The organism is Acinetobacter qingfengensis (assembly GCF_008693185.1).
GTDB classification, from domain to species: domain Bacteria; phylum Pseudomonadota; class Gammaproteobacteria; order Pseudomonadales; family Moraxellaceae; genus Acinetobacter; species Acinetobacter qingfengensis.
The window spans coordinates 51,366-69,691 of the sequence record NZ_VXKN01000001.1 but is presented as its reverse complement, the minus strand read 5'-3'; the positions used below and the strand labels follow the sequence as shown (position 1 = coordinate 69,691).

The window sequence follows — 18,326 nt, the reverse complement described above, 5'->3', positions numbered from 1 at the left end:
TGCATTTTGACATAACATAATAATTACATTTTTAAAATTTTAGTATGCCTGCCTTTTTATATCTAATCCTTTAAGTGTTTTTTGACTTATTTAAAATAGTCATGTGTATTTTTTTGATATTAATTTAGATGCTTTTATTTTAAGCATATTAAAAATAATAAAAAATATTGTAAAGGAGATAATTAAATGTATAAAAATAAAATTAATATAGATTGGTTAGATGTAGTTGTTGATGTAACACATGATCCAAAGAAGTTGTCTAAAGGGTTAACAATCTATTTGGATGAGAGCCATGATTTTGGCAAAGCACAAAAATCTTATAGTCCCTTGTGTATAGAGTCTAAAAATAAACATGTTTTAAGAGTCAAATCTGTAGATGATAAGTTAAAGATCAGTGGTAACTTTTATAAATGGTTAAATGGTCAAAACATTACAGGATGTGCCAGTATTGACGATTTGGTCTTAGATGTAGTTAAAAAATTTATTGAGATGGGATTAATTGAGCCAACAGATGAGCAACTAGATATCATTAAAAAAGGTCAATATCGTATCTATCAAACCCATGTTAAACTGGATTTAATTTTTGATAATAAACAATTGGCTTTAAATTACTTGGATCAATTAAAAACAGGTGGTTATTATCCATATAAATCTATAACAATATACCCAAATGGGGTTTATTTTGGTCAATCATCTAAACGATGGGTACTAGGTTATTATCACAAAGGTAAAGAGATTGATCAGCAACGTACTAAAAAAGACATCGTGAGTCCTGAATTAAAAGCACTTGCTGATGTTACAATCAGGGCTGAGATTAAAATTTATTATAAACAGCTAAAAGATTGGGATTTGATGTTTGCTTGGCAATGGCGTGATGTAGATCATTTAGATATGTTTTTTAAAAGACATTTAAATAAGCTAAAACTACCAAATTTTAACAATGTGATTAAATTATCAAAGATAACAAATAGTGCAGATAGAAAATTTTATAATTGTTTGCTTAATGGGGATATTGACCTTTTATATGGACGGTCAACCATCCACCGTAAAAGAGTAAAATTTATGCAAGATTATAATATCAATATAGACAACATTAATAATAAAAAACAAAAGGGGGATGTATGCAAAAACTAAGACTAACAAAAAATGAAGTGTGCCATATTTTATCAATCAAAGCGGACAAGTTGGCTAAGTTAATACAAACAGACGTATCCTTCCCAAGACCTATCAAAGAGGGTGTGACTAGACAAGCTGCCGTTTACTTTGATCGTCAGGACGTGGAGAATTGGTGGTGTAATAAAAAAGCAGCTAATGATCCCAACGCCGTGTTAAGTGCTTAAAGTAACTTAAGTGATAAGTTGGTTTTATATCAAAGCCTGAGTACTAAGGGTGGTTTGGATAAATGTGCTAGGCTTTGATTGTGTAATTTAAATTAAAATAATCATAAGGTTATATTGTAAATAAAATAAAAAACAAAATTCCTTGAAACTTTAAAAAGCATCCTCACTTAAAATATAACTCAATAAATTTAAGAATCAAAAACTATGTATTACAAGTGGAATAAAACACGTGCGGAAGATCATATTGATAGTCTTTGTGATGCTGTTGAAGAAGTCACAATTAAAGAATATACCCGTGATAAAAACTTATCGAATATAAAAGTTAATGAAGCGTACTCGATGAATGCAGTACATTTGTATGTAGACATCCTTAACTTAAAGGGCATATTAACAACAGCAAATGGAACTGAATCATCTACAACACATAAACGGGCTATACGTTTCTTTGATTCGCATGTGCGTGCTATAAAATTTATATTAGACCGAACAGATAGCATTTTTGTTGATTTTCATAATCAAAGATTACATGCGGTAATTGCTAAACCATATGGTGATGAATCTGAAAAGGATCGTATTGATAAGGCTATAGCAATTGCAGATTTGATTATCGAATCTGTTAAACAAAAGCGTGAAGTTGATGGGGATGAGTCAATTGAAGCAGCGGATATTCGTATTGGTATTGATACAGGTTTAGCCCTTGCCGTTAATAACGGACGTAGAAGTAATCGTGAGCCTTTATTTTTAGGTGACCCAGCCAATCATGCTGCAAAACATGCATGTGGAAGCAATGTAGGGATATATTTGACTGCTAATGCCCGAAATGTAATTGGCTTGAGTTTAGATGAGACTAAAGATACTAAAAAAGTAAAATTAAAGTCTGATGAAATTGAAACATCTAAGAATGCAGCAGATTTAGATTTGACATGTGATGATGTCATGAAGGAGTTAAAAAATAATGATAAAAAGTTAAATGATTTTAGTTTTAGTAGAACTACCCCACCTTTAAAAGATTTGGATTTTGATGATTTGTACTATAAATCAGCTAAGCATCAGGAAATAGTATCAATTTATGCCGACATTGATGGGTTTACAAATTTTGTAAGCGCAAATATTAATTCAGAAGAAGGCAAAAAAGACATTGTTAGAGCTTTACACGTTTTGCGGTCTGAAATGGATGCAACCCTAAGCAATGACTATAAAGGACGCCGTGTCCGTTTTATCGGTGATTGTTTGCATGGGCTAATTTGTGAAGGATCACATGTTGAAACCAAAAAAGATAAATCAGTAGATGTTGCTACAGAGGCTGTTGCTGGTATTAGAAGTAGCTTTAATATGTGTTTGGATAAATTGAATGAGTCTTTTGCAATAGATGGTATTGATGATTTGGGGTTAGCAATTGGATATGAGATAGGTGATGTATCTTTAACACGAGTTGGTAAACGAAATGATACTTCACGTTATGCAATTGGAATATCTACAATTGAATCTGAAGAGGCACAGAAAGTTTGTAAGGGTAATGCAACTAAAATTGGTACAGATGCATATGATAATTTGAGTGATAAGTATAAGACTTTATTTAAAAATCAAGTTGCTGCTGATTTAACCTATGAATCAATTAAGTCTGCTGATCAAGCTGATGAAAATAATGATACAGTCAAGAAAAGCAGCTTGTATGAATCAGCACCATATGTAGATACTGACCTAAAAGCACATGCCAAATTTAAATGATTTAGTTGCTTATCTAAGTAAAAAGAAAATTTCTATTCAGCAAAAAAATGAAAATACGATTATTTTTGAGTTGAAATTTTATACCGATGCTGGTGATGCCCGTATTGTAGAACTGGAAGTACATGCTGTAAACGATGTACTAAAAGTGAAAGCAACCAATGGGCGTTACCCTAGCTTATGTCCTAATAGGCATATTAATAGTGGTGGTTTTTTTTGCCTAGGATTGTACGAGGATTTAGCAACCTTACCTATTGAAAAGTGGGTACGAACAGTCCAAAAATTTTTAGAAGCCCAATATAAATGTGAACTTAATGGTGTGTGGCCCATCAATGATTTTAAACAATGGGCGCATGGTGATGGCGCAAAATACCAAAAAGTAGTTGAGCATTATTTTGATCAATTTAAGAATAATTTGTTGGGTGTAACCTTAGAGCAATTAAAAGTTGTTGAACTAAATAGTGACAAGAAAAAAATTTATCATGTTTATGCTAATGATGAACTGATTTTAGTTGGCAATGAAGATCAAGTCCTTAATAAGCGTTACACATGTATTTGCGATGATCATGGCTTAAAGAAACATATCAGTATTGGTAAATGCCCAAAAAACTGTGCAACAGTGATTTTTATGGTGGCTATTAATGACTTTTTATTGGATAAAGCTGAACAAGAATTTTGGGATAGTTTTAGAAAAGATTGCGAAGTCATTTGTTGTAACACTATGAAGAGATGTGAATTTAAACAAAATAAGGTGGAATAAAAATGCAACTTAAAGATCGCTTTAAAGACAAATCAGTACTTGTTGATGCGTTATTACCGCAAACATTAGTCCAACATGATAAACAAATGGCTGAGGATATAGCAGAACATGGTGAATTAGTGGAATTTGCTGAGGGTGATACCATCCTTACACAAGGCGACTACGATCAAGATGTATTTTTTATCATTGCTGGTGAAGTAAATTTATTAGTGTATGGCAATAAATTTCCTTATACGAGAAAGGCTGGTATAAGTATTGGGGAAATGTCTGCACTTGATGCTACACAACCTAGATCTGCTACGGCTATTGCAAACACTACTACTGTTGCATTGAAAGTAAATGCTAAAGCCTTTAATGAATTGGCGCAAAAATATCCAAAAATATATCAGTTATTAGCTGTTGATTTGTCACAACGATTAAATCAAAGAAATGAATTGATTGAAAAGCAAAGTGAAAAACCAAAATTATTTATCATCAGTACTGTAGAATCATTAAATATAGCAAGAGATATAAAATCCCAACTTGATTATGATGAGTTTGATGTAACGATTTGGAATGAAACTAGTGTATTTAATGGTGGTGATTATACACTTGAAGCATTAGAACGAGCTGTCCAAGAGTCAGATTTTGGATTGGCTATTTTACAGGATGATGATATAACAATATCTAGAGAAATTGAGCAAAGAGCGCCTAGAGATAATGTAATTTTCGAGCTAGGTTTGTTTATGGGCTTATTAACAAGAAAACGGACATTTATAGCATTACCACGTGGAGTAGACCAAAAACTAGCATCTGATTTGAAAGGTCTTACGCCTTTTGAATATAAGATAACAAGTAAAACTGATTATGACGTTAGTAATTTGACACATAATTTAAGAAAGGCAATTACCAAACTAGGTAAAAGAGATAAGTTAGATATGTGTTAAATATTTTTGATTGAATTTTATGCAATTAAGGTGCTAATAATACTTGATTTGTATAGTGGTTTGTATAGTAAAGGTTTTATTAATTTAATTTTTATTGAAAATCAATGTGATGGTCAACCAGTTTGGTAGACGCCATCCCACCAAAATTCATCAAAAAAGCCACTTACATTAAGTGGCTTTTTTATTTTATAAAATTTATATTCTGCTGAAAGAATTAACTGCATTTATTATAATAGCTTTGATTCTATTCATTGAGCTATTCCAAGATTTTTCATCTCGTGTATTTTATAATTGGATATGTAAAAAACCAAAAATATTTTTTGATATATATAATAAATTCATCTTAAATATAAAGTCCTACAAACTAATAAAACGGCTAATTTATAGGACATATATACAATATTTTTTTGCGAACAAAATTAATAATTTAAAAAAATTCTAATTTTTATCCTAGAGCCTATCCGCCATTCAAATTTTTTGCAAACAGGATAAAAAATACCACAACGAATACGATAATTGGTAAAATATACTTCATAAACAACCCTCAAGAAAAAAAGGAGCAGAAAAGATAGTATTTTTTTATAAAAAAATCTATGATTATTTAATACTTAACTAGCTAGTTTTCAAATAAAATAATGGTAAATAAATTAGTAAAGTATCTTTGAATCCTTCAAGCAGATCTTTAATCATATAGACATTAGCTAGATCTAATTAACGAACATCGCATACCTATTATTTCAATTAATTTCTTATTCGATCAAACTTTGTTTAAATAAAATGCACATGCGTTTGATTATATGGCATAATCCTTAAACATTTATCCACGTTATTATTGGTATTTATTTGATGAATCTAGAGCGGGTCGATCTCAATCTACTTATTTATTTAGATGTACTTTTACGAGAAAAGAATGTTACTCGTGCAGCTGAGCAATTAGGTGTTACCCAGCCAGCAATGAGTAATATTTTACGCCGTTTGAGAACATTATTTAATGATCCCCTGCTTATTCGTTCATCAGAAGGTATGACACCTACCGAACGGGCTTTGGAGTTACAGCCTCGCATTCGTGATGCACTATCTGATCTATCTATGATTCTTGAACCTCGGACAGAATTTCGTCCTTATACATCTAATCGTGTATTTCGTATCATGATTTCAGATTATGCTGAGGCAACACTTGTCCCAAGATTAATCAAGGCTTTACGCTCCGAAGCACCCAATGTCGTATTAGATTTTCTAACACCGAGTGATGTGTCTTACCGCGATATGGAACAAGGTAAAGTTGATTTGGCAATTAATCGATTTAATGATATTCCTCAAAGCTTTCATCAGGTTCTGGTTTGGCGTGATAGTTTTAGCTGTTTACTCAGTGAGAAACACCCAGCCGTTTCACATTTAAATTTAAAGGCTTATCTGGATTCGCAACATATTTGGGTATCTAAAACAGGAATGGGTGTCGGTTTTGGGGTTAATCCTGAAAAACAGGCAGGGTTAGGCTGGATTGACCAAGCACTGGAACGTATTGGTCAGAAGCGCAAAATTTCAGTATTTACCCGACATTATCAAATTCCAGCGTTATTGGTACAAAATGTTGATCTAATTGCAACATTACCCTCTCGGATTGCACAATTGCAAACCCCAAATAATAAAATTGTAATTAAAGATCCACCATTTTATATTCCTGAATTTGAACTTAAAATGGCGTGGTGTCCGTTGCTACATCATCATCCGGCACATCGTTGGTTACGTCAATTAATTCTATTCGTGGCCAGGCAAATGGTGGAAGAAGAGAAACGTGAATATTTATCCAATAATAATCATTCCTTCCCTACACATATTCAATATTAGTTAAAAATCAGGAAGCCATATACAAATATGGCTTCTTTTTTATCTCAAAATTACTTTTTTAAGGTAAAATAATTAAGATATGTTGACATTTCATTGATGATTTTTACAAAATGTCAACAGCCCCAAGCTGTTTCATTATTTTTTTCTTGTGTTCGTTCTTGTATTAAAATCATTAGATCTGTGTCAGTGAAGCAACTAAAGCAAATAATTTTTATAGGTGTACCGTGAGTTTATTTCAAAATATCATTGTTATTATTGCTTTAATCACATGTGCAGGGTTTCTTTCCCTCTCAGAAATTGCTTTGGCAGGTGCTCGAAAGATTAAATTAAAATTACTTGATGAAGCAGGTGATGAACGTGCAGGCCGGGTACTTAGACTTCAAGAAAATTCAGCTGATTTTTTCGCAGCCTCACAAATTGGATTGAATGCAATTGCTATTCTTGGTGGTATTCTTGGTGAAGCCGCATTTCGTCCATATCTAGTACAACTGGTCGAACGTTACTATACTGGCGCATGGGCACAAACCATTGGTTTTACCCTGTCATTTACTTTGGTAACTTCACTATTTATTTTGTTTGCAGATTTAATGCCCAAACGTATGGCAATGATTGCCCCCGAACGTATTGCAATCTCTGTGATTAAACCGATTGGCGTTTTCATTACCATCTGCAAGCCTTTGGCATGGTTAATAAATGCTTTTGCCAATCTGATTTTCAGATTATTAAAAATTAATACCACACGTGACGATAATATTACTTTTGATGATATTTCTGCCATTGTAGATGCCGGTGCACAAGCAGGTGTTTTACAACAACAGGAACATCACTTTATTGAAAATGTATTTGAGCTTGAAGAACGTACTGTACCATCAAGTATGACCACACGTGAAAATGTGGTGTACTTTACCTTGAAAGAGTCTGAGCACAGCATTCGTCAAAAAATCGCAGAATACCCTTATTCCAAATTTTTAGTTTGTAATGAACAGATAGATCAGGTCATTGGATACGTAGACACCAAAGATATTCTAGTTAAAATTATGAATAATCAATCATTTATTCAATTAAATGAATCTACAATCCGAAATGTGTTGATTATTCCTGACTCATTGACTTTATCGGAATTACTGGATCGTTTCCGTGCAACAAAAGAAAAAATTGCGGTAGTAATGAATGAATATGCCTTGGTTGTGGGGGTTATTACGCTTTCCGACATTATGATTACCGTAATGGGTGACTGGGTTTCGCCGATGGAAGAAGAACAACAAATTATTAAACGTGATGAAAATTCATGGTTAATTGAAGGTACCACACCAATTGAAGATATTAAGCATGCTTTAAATATTGAAGATTTTCCTGAATGGGAAAATTATGAAACCATTGCAGGCTTCATGATGTATCGTTTACGAAAAATTCCTCGTCCAGCAGATTTTGTTGAGCATGAAGGTTTTAAATTTGAGGTGGTAGATATTGACCATTATAAGATTGATCAATTGCTAGTCACCAAAATGCCTGTACAGCTTAATCAGGAACAAGATCAGGATCAGTAGAACCTTTTTGATTTGTCCCTATGCTTGATCTAAATCAACTTTCATCTGGCTATTCAGTAAAATAGTTTCAATCTCGCGCCAATCCTGTGCTTGCCGGCTAATAATTTCCAAACGATTATCCAGCCCGGCTTGAGCGCTAACATCTATAGCAAAATTTGATGGAATGGCATTGATATCAATCCAGCCTTGTTCTGTATTAAGTTTAGCTTTTATACGTTCAGGCTGCTCAAGTTGCTGTAATGCATGTAATAATGTATCAGTTTCAAATTGCCAATTTTTAGGTAAATGCCAACCTGCGACATAATAGCCCTGTCGTTGAGTCTGATAATAATAGGGTAAGGTTTTAGGCCCATGGTTTTCTGATATTTGAGAAACATTACTTCGTGCTAGAGATAATAAAGGCTGTTTTTTAACAGTAATATTTTCTCTGTCTACATCAATTTCTTTTAGATTAATTTTGCCAAAATCACTAAATTGCCAGTGTTTACCACTATAAGCATAAGCATGTTGAAGTTGCTGTAATTGCTGGTGGTCTTCTGCCTGCATTTGTTGATGATGTGATACGACAATAACATCAGCTACATCCAGTTGTTGTAAAATAATATCGTATTGTTTCCAAAGTTGCTCATGCAAGCGGTGACCATCCAATAGCGTTATGACTTGTTTAAGTTGCAAACTAGCACGCCAGTGTGGCTCAGAAAGCTGCTCAATCAACATTTTGGGATGCCCTAATCCTGTAGGCTCTATAAATAACCGATGTGGTTTATATTCAGTTAATAATCTTGCTAGAGTAATCTGCATGGGTAATTGCGAAGTACAACATAAACATCCTCCAAGTACTTCTTTCACTGCAATTCCCTGTTGTTCAGCCACCCAGCTCTGATCAAGACCAATCTCACCAAACTCGTTCATTAATACAGCCCAAATTTCTTTCTCAGGTTTTTGTGCCAGTAATTTTTTTAATAAAGTGGTTTTACCCGCACCAAGAAATCCGGTAATGATGTGAGTTGCTACAGTTTGTACAAGAATCATATTTAACCTGAATATAGATCATTAAAGCGCTGCATTCTATCTCGATAAATCTGATAATTAACCTCATCAAAACAAACGAAATAAATGGTTTGTACATAATGCAGTTCGAGAAGTTTATCTTTTATTGTTCCAATTGCAATCATTGCAGCTTCATGTTTAGGAAAATGATACACGCCCGTACTGATATTCGGAAAAGCAATAGAGTGACACTGATACTGTTCGGCCAATTGCAAGCTATTACGATAACATTGTGCCAATAATTGATGTTGCTGAGGTTGATTGGCTTGCCAAATTGGGCCAACCGTATGAATAACGTATTTTGCGTTTAATAACCCTGCACTAGTAATCACAGCTTCTCCAGTTCTGCAACCACCCTGTCTGGCCCGAATTTTCTGGCACTCTTCCAGAATTTGTGGGCCCCCAGCATAATGAATTGCTCCATCAACACCACCGCCGCCTAATAAAGACGAATTTGCAGCATTTACAATCGCATCAACCTGCATTTTGGTAATATCTGCCTGTAATACATTAATTTTAACCATAATTCCCCCCTAAATTTCGATTATGTCAGTGGCATGATATTTACTACAATTCAAAGCATCTGATTAGATTAGCATCAAGTTGGAAAATTATGCTACATTTGCAAAGCTTTTTTAGATTGTTGTGCTTGAGTCATTTAAATTATGTCAAATACAAAAAAATCAGTAGCAAAAAAATCCAGTACTGTTGCTTCTCAAGATAAAGAAACCGGCAATAGTCTCTATCGCCAATGGCAAATTCTGTCCCGTTTACCTAATGGGAAATGGATTGGTACACGTGACCTACAGCAACAACTGGAACGTGAAGGTATTCAAATCAGTTTACGCACCGTACAACGAGACCTTAATCAGATTGCAGAGCGTTTCCCTATTGAAAATAACGGTGCAACACCACAAGGTTGGCGCTGGAAAACTGATGCGCCCCTGCAAAGTCTGCCACACATGAGCAGCTCTCAAGCAGTGACATTTATGATGGTAGAAGAACATTTACGTCATTTACTGCCGCCCAGTCTACTTGATGAAATTAATCCATGGTTTGATTTAGCACGACGTAGCTTATCTTCACAGCAAAATAATGTTCGGCAATGGGTAAATCGTGTGCGTATTATTCCCGCAACACAACCACTCATTCCACCGGTAGTCAATCGCAAAGCTCAGCAAGTCATTTACGAAGCGCTATTACAAGATCGGCAAATTGAATGCATCTATGGCCGTCGCAATCAGCAGAATGAAGAAAAAACCTATATTCTTAATCCTTTAGCGCTGGTACAACGTGGTGCAGTAATTTATCTGGTTTGTACACGTGATGATAAAAACATCAATGCTATTCAAACATTTGCCTTACATCGTTTTAAATCTGCAACACTCATGGAATCTCGCGCATTGCATCCAATAAAATTTGATATCGATGCATTTATTGAATCTGGCACTTTAGGTTTCCGCATCCAACCGGATCAACCCACTACACCCATTCGACTTAAACTTACTATGCATAAAACCAATGCAGGTACATTTTATGAATCCAAACTCTCCAAAGATCAAAAAATCAGTGAGCTTAATAATGATATCATACAGATTGAGGCCACCGTTCCACTCAATTCACAACTAATCTGGTGGCTACGCGGATTTGGCAAAAAAATTACAGCCATTGAACCATCAGAGGTTCAACAACTGGTTCATGAAATCTGAATTGAAATTTTAAAATAAAGGATCGGAAATAGTCTTATTATTTAATCGACAATGATTATTCAAGACACGTGTATCTCAGATTAAGCTTAAAACCAATATCTAATTGCTGGCTGCCAAACTGGGTAAATAAGACACAAACACTTAATCCTGACCAAAAAACTTGATTTTTTTTTCAAGTTACCCTTGTAATTTACAAGAAATACATCACTAATAAAAACATGACAAACTTACTTGTCACTCATTAGGAGTGCCCATGACTGAAATTATTACAGACCAAGTCACCCATGAAGAACAACTTCCTGGAACCTTGCCTTTACTAGCTTTGCGAGATGTAGTGGTTTATCCACATATGCAAATTGCACTCTTTGTGGGCCGTGAAAAATCAATCAATGCGGTTGAGGTGGCTCGCAACAGTGATAATTTGGTCTTCGTAGTAGCACAAAAAGACTCTTTGACTGAAGACATTGACCACGACAATTTATATCAATACGGTACAGTTGCCCGTATTGTACAAGTGGTTAATCATGAAAATGATGACAATTGCATCAAAGTGTTAATTGAAGGTTTACATCGTTCAAAATTAGAAAAAATTATTGAACATGAAACTTATCTTGAAGCTGAACATCAACTTAGCCCAATGCAGATTCATCTTGATGAAGATACGCAAAAAACCCGTATTCAAGAAGTAAATGCCTTGTTTGCACAATATGCTGAAGCCAAATTACGTAATGCACGTGAACTGATTGCAGCAGCAAATAAAATTGACGATTTAGCGCAATTATTATTTTTTGTGGCAACCCGCGTACCGTTAAGTATTGAGGTCAAACAAAAATTTCTTGAAATTGATGAATTTGAAAATCATCTCAAAGAACTGATGACTTATTTACTGCAACAATCTGAAGAACAACAGATTGAACAAGGTCTCCATGACAGCGTAAAACGTCAAATGGAAAAAAATCAACGTGAATACTTTCTTAATGAAAAGATGAAAGTTATTCAACGTGAACTTTCAGACATGAACGGTGGCGGTGAAGATGACATTACCGAGATCGAAAAACGTCTGGAAGAAGCAGATTTGCCTGAGCATGTACGGAAAAAAGCAGAAAGCGAATTCCGTAAATTAAAATCCATGCAACCAGCATCAAGTGAAGCTGCCGTAGTACGTAATTATCTTGAAGTCATTCTGGATACTCCATGGAATAAAGCCAGTAAAGTCAGTATTAACCTGAATAAAGCTCAGGAAATTCTGGATGCAGATCATTATGGTCTGGATGATGTGAAAAACCGCATTGTTGAGTACTTGGCTGTCCAATCCCGTGTGAAAAAATTACGCGGTCCAATTTTGTGTCTGGTGGGTCCTCCTGGTGTTGGTAAAACTTCATTGGGTGAATCGATTGCTAAAGCAACCGGACGTGAATTTGTTCGTATGGCTTTGGGTGGAGTACGTGATGAAGCTGAGATTCGAGGCCATCGCAGAACCTATATTGGTGCAATGCCTGGTAAAATCGTGCAATCATTAAGCAAGGTTGGCGTAAAAAACCCACTTTTCCTGCTTGATGAAATTGACAAAATGGCACAGGACTATCGTGGTGATCCAGCTTCTGCCCTACTGGAAGTTCTTGATCCATCACAGAACAGTAAATTTAATGACCATTATCTAGATCTAGATTTAGATCTATCGGAAGTTATGTTTATTTGTACTGCAAACAGCATGAACATTCCAGAGGCATTACTTGACCGTATGGAAGTTATTCGTTTGCCGGGTTATACCGAAGAGGAAAAAGTCAATATTGCAGAACGTTACCTTGTACCTAAAGCAATTAAAGACAATGGTTTGCGTACCAAAGAGTTAAGTGTTCATGAAGAAGCAATTCGTGACATTGTACGCCACTATACTCGTGAAGCCGGTGTACGTAGTCTGGAGCGTGAGGTTTCCAAAATTGCACGTAAAGTTGTAAAACAAGCTGTTAGCAACAAAACCAAAAACCTGCACATTGATGTTACCGCTGAAAACTTACCGGAATATCTGGGTGTACAGAAATTTGATTATGGTATTGCAGAAGAAGAAGCACAAATTGGCCGTGTTAATGGCTTGGCTTGGACTTCTGTTGGTGGTGAACTTTTAACCATTGAAGTTGCAGCAGTAAAAGGTAAAGGTAAATTCATTACAACCGGTTCACTGGGTGATGTTATGAAAGAATCTATTACCGCTGCCATGACTGTCGTCCGTACTCGTGCAGACGAACTGGGAATTGAAGCTTCACGATTTGAAGAAACCGATGTACATGTGCATTTACCAGAAGGTGCTACGCCAAAAGATGGTCCATCAGCAGGTTTGGCATTAACTACAGCGCTGGTATCTGCATTTACAGGTATTCCGATTCGTGCGGACATTGCCATGACAGGTGAAACATCATTGCGTGGTCATGCATTACGTATCGGTGGCCTTAAAGAAAAACTACTTGCAGCCCATCGTGGTGGCATAAAATTAGTCTTTATTCCTCAAGAAAATGTACGTGATCTGAAAGAAATTCCAGAAAATGTAAAAGCAGGATTAGAAATTAAGGCTGTCAAATCCATTGATGAAATTTTACCACTGGCGTTGACTGAAATGCCAAAACCTTTACCTAAAACACCAATTGTCAAGGCAATTGATGAGGCGAAAGCAGCTCGACATTAATATCCCGAATTTTAACAAATAATAAAACCCCATGATTTGGGGTTTTATTATTTATATTTAACGTTAATAAATGACTTAGCTGATTATATATCATTAATGATGTAGTAAAATACTGGTGATAATACCGGATGCCACAGCAACCAATATATAATCACCATTTACATTCACCCATCTATGTCCGTGTGGTGGCCGAGGTAAATGATGTGCTCGCCAGTTATCGACTCGATAACGTTTTTCACGAAAATGTGGAGGTAGGCGATCACCTCGATGCCATTGTCTAACGTCCTGTTTATGATGAGATCTTGAATAATGTCCATCAGGTGGCCCCATTCGATGCTTCTCATGATAACGGACAGGACGGTGATCATCTTGCCAAGGTGCAGCTAAAGTTAAACTACTCATTGCTCCTGTACTGATGACTAGTAAACTGACCATGATTTTCTTAGACAACATAAATTATCTCCATTGCAGTGATTATAAAAATTTATGTCGGCTTTCTCTATATTTCATGAATTCACATAAATTTTTTTGTGATGATTTTTATTTAAAATGTAGAAAATATCCATATTCTATAAGCAATTTATTTTATTAAGAAACTATATATTTAATTTCATAAAACATCTAAATTATCCAAACAACTTTGTGTTAATAAATGCCTCAAATTTATTTTGAGGCAATAATCATTGATTTAATAAAACTTGTTTTTTATTAGTTATTATAAGCACGTTCATTATGATCGGTAAGATCCAGTCCTCGCTCCTCATCTTCATCAGTTACTCTTAAACCAATTGTAATATCGATAAGTTTAAAAATTCCCCAAGTAAAAATTGCACTATACGCAACGGTAACTACAATTCCAATAATTTGAGAAAAAAATTGCGGGATAAATTGCAAACCTTCAACATTTCCACCTAATGACGGCGCTGCAAAAATACCGGTTAATATTCCACCAATCATACCACCTATACCATGTAAAGCAAAAACATCTAATGAATCGTCAATATGCAAGATACGTTTTAGACGTGTCACTGCAAAGAAGCAGCAAATTCCGGTCATGATTCCAATCATACTGGCTCCAAAGGGTCCAACATAAGCTGCTGCTGGTGTAATTCCAACTAACCCTGCAATTGCACCAGAAGCTAACCCGAGAGAAGTCACATGCTTATCCGTTAACTTTTCAATTAACATCCAACCAACAATACCGCCACATGCTGCGACCTGCGTGTTCATTAAAATTAATGCTGCACTGCTATTCGCAGCTAATGCTGATCCTACGTTAAAACCAAACCAACCTGCCCACAATAATCCTGCACCAATAAACGTATAGACCAAATTATGCGGAGCCAAATGAGGAGTTTTCCAGCCTTTGCGTTTTCCCAGCATAATTGCCCCCACTAATGCCGCAACACCAGAATTAATATGAACGGCTGTTCCTCCTGCAAAATCCAGTACACCCCAATTGTGCATTGCAGCGCCCGGACCACCCCAAACCATATGCGCCATCGGTGCATACACAATTGTTGTCCATAGAATGGCAAATAAAACTAAAGCACTAAATTTCATGCGTTCTGCATAACCACCCACAACAATTGCTGGTGTAATCATGGCAAAAGTCATCCCAAAAACTGAAAGTACATATTCAGGGATACCACCAATCAGTGTTTGTTCCGTTACACCATTTAAAAAAATTTTATCCAATCCACCGACAAAGCTATGAAGATTAAATACACCTTCTTGCATGCCAGTGCCATCAACAATCAGACTATAAATAAAAGCAATCCACATTAAACCAACTAAGCCGGCAAAAGCAAAAAACTGTGTACAAATGGATAAAACATTTTTTCCACGAATCATGCCACCATAAAATAATGCAAGACCAGGAATAAACATAATCATGACAAACACAATAGATGTCATGACCCATGCGGTAGATGTTGAATCAAGGGTAGCTTCTTCAGCTGCAAATGCAGCCTGTGATAATATAAACAATAACGTACCAACAAAACCTTTCATGATATGGGAAAGCATATTCTCCCTCCTCTTGCATTTCATTGTATGTGGATCAATGTAGCTTTATATCTAAAACCACATTGCCTAGAATTCATTTCTAAAATAAAACATGATCTTATAGAACCATCTCCGTCTATTGGAATGCTGATTTTTCAAGACCACATAACTGTTTTGTACAGAAGATCTTGCTAGGAACGAACACGTATACGTTCCGGATCATAAAAAGGCAAACTTACTACTTGTGCTGTCAATCGTTTTTGTTGTCCGTCTAGCTTGCCAATTTCTACAACTGTTCCCAACTCTGCATACTGTGGCGCAATGCGACATAATGCGATTTGCTTTTGTAAAATTGGTGAATTGGTTGCACTGGTAATCACACCTACTGGATAATGACCCGAATCTGGATAAACTGAATCTCCATGTAATGCCGCCTGACTTTGATCCAGTATCAAACCAACCAGCTTATACCGACTTAGCGGATTCTGATTTTGCATTGCTTCTTTACCGATAAAGTTTTCCTCTTTACTTTTTATTGGCACAGTAAAACCAATACCTGCTTCAAATGGATTGATTTGTGACGTAAATTCATGATTTGCAAAAATCAATCCAGCTTCAATACGCAGCATATCTAATGCATCGAAACCCATCGGAGCAATACCATATTGTTGCCCATTTTGCCAAATCGTATCCCAAAGTGCTTTGCCCTGATCAGGATGACACCAGACTTCAAACCCCAACTCTCCCGTATAACCGGTTCGTGAAACCATTACCGGAAAACCTGTTGGTCCGCCTAATCGCCCTAATGTAAAATGAAACCATGCTAATTTTTTGATGTCTGGTTGATGCTCTGGTGTCCAAATAAGTTTTTGTAATAATTCTCGGCTATTGGGACCTTGTACTGCGAGATTATGAATTTGATCTGTAGATGCACGAATACTAATTTGATAATTTAATTTTTTTGCCTGTTGCGCCAGCCAGATCCCTGTATAATCATCACCACAAATCCAGCGAAAATTATTCTCGCCCATTTTAAAAATTGTACCATCATCCAACATACCACCTGTTTCCAGACAAATTGCTGAATAAGCAATTTCACCTACCGCCAATTTACGGACATTACGTGTCAAAGCAAACTGCATAAATTTTTCTGCATCAGGCCCAACGATTTCAAATTTGCGCAGCGCTGATAAATCAATCATGGCAACACGTTCACGACAAGCTGAATATTCTGCCTGGGCCCCCCAGCCATCATATTGTGAGGCCACCCAATAACCTCGATAATCAACCAAATGCGAAGTCAAGGCTGCAATGCATGGATAAAAAGCAGTATTTTTGGTCATACGAGGCATCTCTTCAGCAGTAATACGATAAGCATTGGCACGTGGAAAATATTCTGTAGCATCATAAATACGCACGTGGATATCTGTAGGCACCCAACCATTGGAAGGATCAATATCATCTGGGCAGGCAGAAGATGCGCAAATCAGATCTTTTGTTGCTCGTAACAGCACATAATCACCAGCCCTTGACCAAGGCTCATCCATTGAAATGGTGCCGCAAGGCTCGATTTGAGTGTTATAAAAAAAGTTAATCGCTGGCCATGCGGTTCTGGCTGTAATAGCATATTTTTTTAATGCCTGATTAAAATTCTCTGTACAGGAAACATGGCCAAAATAACCACTATCTTCATAAAATTTTGGACTACAAGCTGTCAAAAACATATCATGTCGCCCGACTGTATCTTGAATGACCTCTATCAAAGTCTGCATATTTGAATCGGCAAATCGGGAGTATAAACCTGGTGCGGGCGTACTATGTCCCAATAAGGTTCTGGTGGCTACAGCATCTAATGCAATTTCTTGCCCTTGCACCAAAGCTTGTGCATCAAAAGCCAGAAAATCCGAACATTGCTTCCCTGATACATCAATAATTTGTATCCACTGTCCAGCCTTAACTTCATAAGTTCTGGCACTGGCTGAAGGAATACGAATTTCTTGAACTGGCTGAGCCAGAGGTTCCGGTAAATACTCATTCAATGCCTGATATTTATGCACAATTACTTTTATATCATTAATAACATTATGCTGATCAATACACATATCCAGACCTGCATTAATGACAATAAGCTGAAGGTTTTCGGTACATAATAATTTTATTGTTTGAGTTTTCTCAATCAAAATCACATGTTGTAATTGCTTTTTATCAATCGTATATCGACACAATAGTTGCGCCAGATGATGACTTGATTGTGTCCCCTGTTGGAGTTGTGCCAAAGTCTGTGTTGCGGCACAAATTTGAATCATGTCCGTATTACTTTGACTTTGTGTTTCAAGTAATTTTGGGTTAAAAGACTGAACATGATCACGTGGTAATAATTCTAGGCATTGACCCTCTGGAATTTTAAATTCAATTTGATCATTTTTCTCTAAATGTATAACAGTGAGACTTTGCGCATCAACACGAAGATGCAACGTTGTCATCGGTTTTTGTAGATGAATATATTGTTCAATACGATTGCTTTCTTGCCGTATTAATCTTTGCTGTATCACATCTGACATATTTAATATCCTGATAACCAATATATTTATTACAAAGTCTATTTGCTGTATTGAATCCAATATCTAAATTTTTTTCCTCAATCACAATCTCCTTAAAGACTTACCCAAAAATAGGTAAGCCAATAAATATGCTTTGGCATAATTCATGCTACAAAAATAACTAACAGGAATAT

At 35.8% G+C, this 18,326-nt stretch carries 14 protein-coding genes; 9 read left to right on the top strand and 5 right to left on the bottom strand.

The annotated features are described in order from the left end of the window. The first annotated feature begins 186 nt into the window (after positions 1–186). From F4V57_RS00275 to F4V57_RS00245, 7 genes are all read left to right on the top strand, one after another. Complete coding sequence (locus tag F4V57_RS00275) at positions 187–1,134, top strand: phage/plasmid replication protein, II/X family (RefSeq protein ID WP_070069109.1); 948 nt, start codon at positions 187–189, stop codon at positions 1,132–1,134. Continuing rightward, positions 1,122–1,340, top strand: a complete 219-nt coding sequence (locus F4V57_RS00270) for an AlpA family transcriptional regulator (protein WP_070069108.1) — start codon at positions 1,122–1,124, stop codon at positions 1,338–1,340. The genes F4V57_RS00275 and F4V57_RS00270 overlap by 13 nt, the downstream gene beginning before the upstream one ends. Before the next feature lie 204 nt (positions 1,341–1,544). Further along, complete coding sequence (locus F4V57_RS00265; RefSeq protein ID WP_070069107.1) at positions 1,545–3,068, top strand: adenylate/guanylate cyclase domain-containing protein; 1,524 nt, start codon at positions 1,545–1,547, stop codon at positions 3,066–3,068. After that, entirely contained in the window at positions 3,052–3,825 is a 774-nt protein-coding gene (locus F4V57_RS00260; RefSeq protein WP_070069106.1) for an E2 domain-associated cysteine-rich protein, read from the top strand. The genes F4V57_RS00265 and F4V57_RS00260 overlap by 17 nt, the downstream gene beginning before the upstream one ends. Positions 3,826–3,827: 2 nt before the next feature. Next, positions 3,828–4,751, top strand: coding sequence for a TIR domain-containing protein (locus F4V57_RS00255; RefSeq protein ID WP_070069105.1), 924 nt, complete (start codon positions 3,828–3,830; stop codon positions 4,749–4,751). 846 nt (positions 4,752–5,597) lie between these two features. After that, the gene (locus tag F4V57_RS00250) at positions 5,598–6,599 is read left to right on the top strand and encodes a LysR family transcriptional regulator (protein ID WP_070069568.1); all 1,002 of its coding nucleotides are present in this window, start codon (positions 5,598–5,600) and stop codon (positions 6,597–6,599) included. A 224-nt stretch (positions 6,600–6,823) separates the two neighbouring features. Continuing rightward, complete coding sequence (locus F4V57_RS00245) at positions 6,824–8,146, top strand: hemolysin family protein (RefSeq protein ID WP_070069569.1); 1,323 nt, start codon at positions 6,824–6,826, stop codon at positions 8,144–8,146. 18 nt (positions 8,147–8,164) lie between these two features. Here the strand turns inward: F4V57_RS00245 and F4V57_RS00240 are convergent, their stop codons facing one another. Beyond that, positions 8,165–9,178 carry a CobW family GTP-binding protein gene (locus tag F4V57_RS00240; RefSeq protein ID WP_070069570.1) on the bottom strand — a complete coding sequence of 338 codons (1,014 nt, stop codon included), beginning with the start codon at positions 9,176–9,178 and terminating at the stop codon, positions 8,165–8,167. Between the two features lie 2 nt (positions 9,179–9,180). Continuing rightward, a complete protein-coding gene (locus tag F4V57_RS00235; protein WP_070069571.1) occupies positions 9,181–9,720 on the bottom strand; it encodes an O-acetyl-ADP-ribose deacetylase in 540 nt (179 codons plus the stop codon). A gap of 141 nt (positions 9,721–9,861) precedes the next feature. Between F4V57_RS00235 and F4V57_RS00230 the strand changes: the two genes are divergently transcribed. Beyond that, positions 9,862–10,905, top strand: coding sequence for a helix-turn-helix transcriptional regulator (locus tag F4V57_RS00230; RefSeq protein ID WP_070069572.1), 1,044 nt, complete (start codon positions 9,862–9,864; stop codon positions 10,903–10,905). 253 nt (positions 10,906–11,158) lie between these two features. After that, on the top strand, positions 11,159–13,585 hold the full coding sequence (gene lon, locus F4V57_RS00225; RefSeq protein ID WP_070069573.1) for an endopeptidase La: 2,427 nt from the start codon (positions 11,159–11,161) through the stop codon (positions 13,583–13,585). 93 nt (positions 13,586–13,678) lie between these two features. Here the strand turns inward: lon and F4V57_RS00220 are convergent, their stop codons facing one another. From F4V57_RS00220 to F4V57_RS00210, 3 genes are all read right to left on the bottom strand, one after another. Further along, complete coding sequence (locus tag F4V57_RS00220) at positions 13,679–14,038, bottom strand: RcnB family protein (RefSeq protein WP_227515678.1); 360 nt, start codon at positions 14,036–14,038, stop codon at positions 13,679–13,681. Between the two features lie 255 nt (positions 14,039–14,293). Then, positions 14,294–15,613, bottom strand: a complete 1,320-nt coding sequence (locus tag F4V57_RS00215) for an ammonium transporter (RefSeq protein WP_070069574.1) — start codon at positions 15,611–15,613, stop codon at positions 14,294–14,296. Positions 15,614–15,783: 170 nt separating this feature from the next. Then, on the bottom strand, positions 15,784–18,153 hold the full coding sequence (locus tag F4V57_RS00210; protein WP_070069575.1) for a DUF1989 domain-containing protein: 2,370 nt from the start codon (positions 18,151–18,153) through the stop codon (positions 15,784–15,786). Positions 18,154–18,326 lie beyond the last annotated feature (173 nt).